Origin of the sequence: Micromonospora sp. RTP1Z1 (genome assembly GCF_033804685.1) — a bacterium.
In the GTDB taxonomy this organism is placed as follows: Bacteria; Actinomycetota; Actinomycetes; order Mycobacteriales; family Micromonosporaceae; genus Micromonospora.
The window spans coordinates 1-1,446 of sequence record NZ_JAPFQV010000133.1 but is presented as its reverse complement, the minus strand read 5'-3'; the positions used below and the strand labels follow the sequence as shown (position 1 = coordinate 1,446).

At 68.5% G+C, this 1,446-nt stretch carries 1 protein-coding gene; it reads right to left on the bottom strand.

All coding sequences use genetic code 11. The features are described from left to right. Positions 1-32: 32 nt before the first annotated feature. Positions 33-1,417 (bottom strand): IS3 family transposase gene (locus SLP03_RS31360; RefSeq protein ID WP_413644778.1). Its coding sequence is split into 2 segments (ribosomal slippage): positions 33-1,120 and positions 1,120-1,417, totalling 1,386 coding nucleotides; the frame shifts between segments, so codons are not numbered across the junction. Between the last annotated feature and the right edge of the window lie 29 nt (positions 1,418-1,446).

Below are 1,446 nucleotides of genomic sequence, written 5' to 3'. Positions count from 1 at the left end.
CGGAAGGTGTCAACCTTTTCGGGGCGGATGGTTCAGGGGTTCGTTGACTGAGTCGGCTCGTCGTTGGGCTTGTTGATCCACGCGGGTTCGGGTAGGGCGGGTGGTTGTGGGATGCCGCGGACGAATCGTTCGGGGTTGCGGGTGTAGGCGGTGGTCAGGACGTCGGCGCGGACATCGCGGACCTGCTGGGCGTGGCCGTGGTGGACGTCGTGTGGGGTGTGCCAGCCAATGCCGGAGTGCCGGTGGATGGTGTTGTACCAGGTGAAGAAGGCCCGGCAGTGCGCTCGGGCGTCCTGGATGCTGCCGAAGCGGTCGGGGAAGTCGGGCCGGTATTTCAGGGTTTTGAACTGAGCTTCGGAGAACGGGTTGTCGTTGCTGACCCTGGGTCTGGAGTGGGACTTGGTGACGCCGAGGTCGGCCATCATCTGCGCGACGGTCTTGGACGCCATGGAGGTGCCGCGGTCGGCGTGGATGGTCAGTTGTTCACGCGGGATGCCCTGCTTGGCGACCGCGTCGGCGAGGAGCCGCTCGGCCAGAGCGGCGTCCTCACGCTCGGCGATCAGCCACGCCACCGTGTAGCGGCTGTAGATGTCGATCACCGCGTAGAGGTGGTAGAAGACCCGCTTGACCGGACCGCGCAGCTTCGTGATGTCCCACGACCACACCCGGTTGGGGCCGTCGGCGATCAGTTCGGGCTTGACCTTCGGCGGGTGCACCGCGTGACGGCGGCGCTCCCTGACTTCGCCGTGGGCACGCAGGATCCGGTACATGCTCGACACCGACGCCACGTATACGCCCTCGTCGAGGAGGGTGTGGTAGACGGCCGCGGGGGCCATGTCGGCAAAGTCGGGGCTGTTGAGCAGTGCCCGAACGTCGTCACGCTCGGCCGAGGTCAGGGCACGTGGCTGCGGCCGAGGCTGGCGTGCAGGCCGTGGTGGCGGGGGTGTCTGGCGGTGCCGGCGGTAGTGGTTGGCCTGCGGCCGGCCGGTGGCCCGGCACGCCGCCCGGACCCCGATCAGCGGTGTCAGCTCGGTGATCGCAGCGTCGATCATGGTGTCGGCTCGCTCCCGCTGTGCTGGCTGTCGGTCGCGAGTTGCCCCAACAGCGCGGAGAGTTTTCCCTGCACGTCGATCACCTTGCGGGCCTTGTCCAACTCGGCGCGCAGGCGCTCGTTGTCGGCCCGCAACCTGGCGGCCTCACGCACCGCCGGATCGGTCTTCGGTCGCCCGGCCGGCTTGGCCAGGGCCTCGCGGGCGCCGGCGTCACGCTGGTGCTTCCACGCCGCGAGCAGCGACGTGTACAGGCCTTCCCGACGCAGCAGGGCACCCTTGCCGGCCTTGTCGAGGGTCTCGTACTCGGCCAGGATCCGCGCCTTGTACGCGGCGGTGTATGTCCTTGTTCGGGGCTTTGCTGGCACCTCGGGGTCGGGTACCGGGTGATGCGATG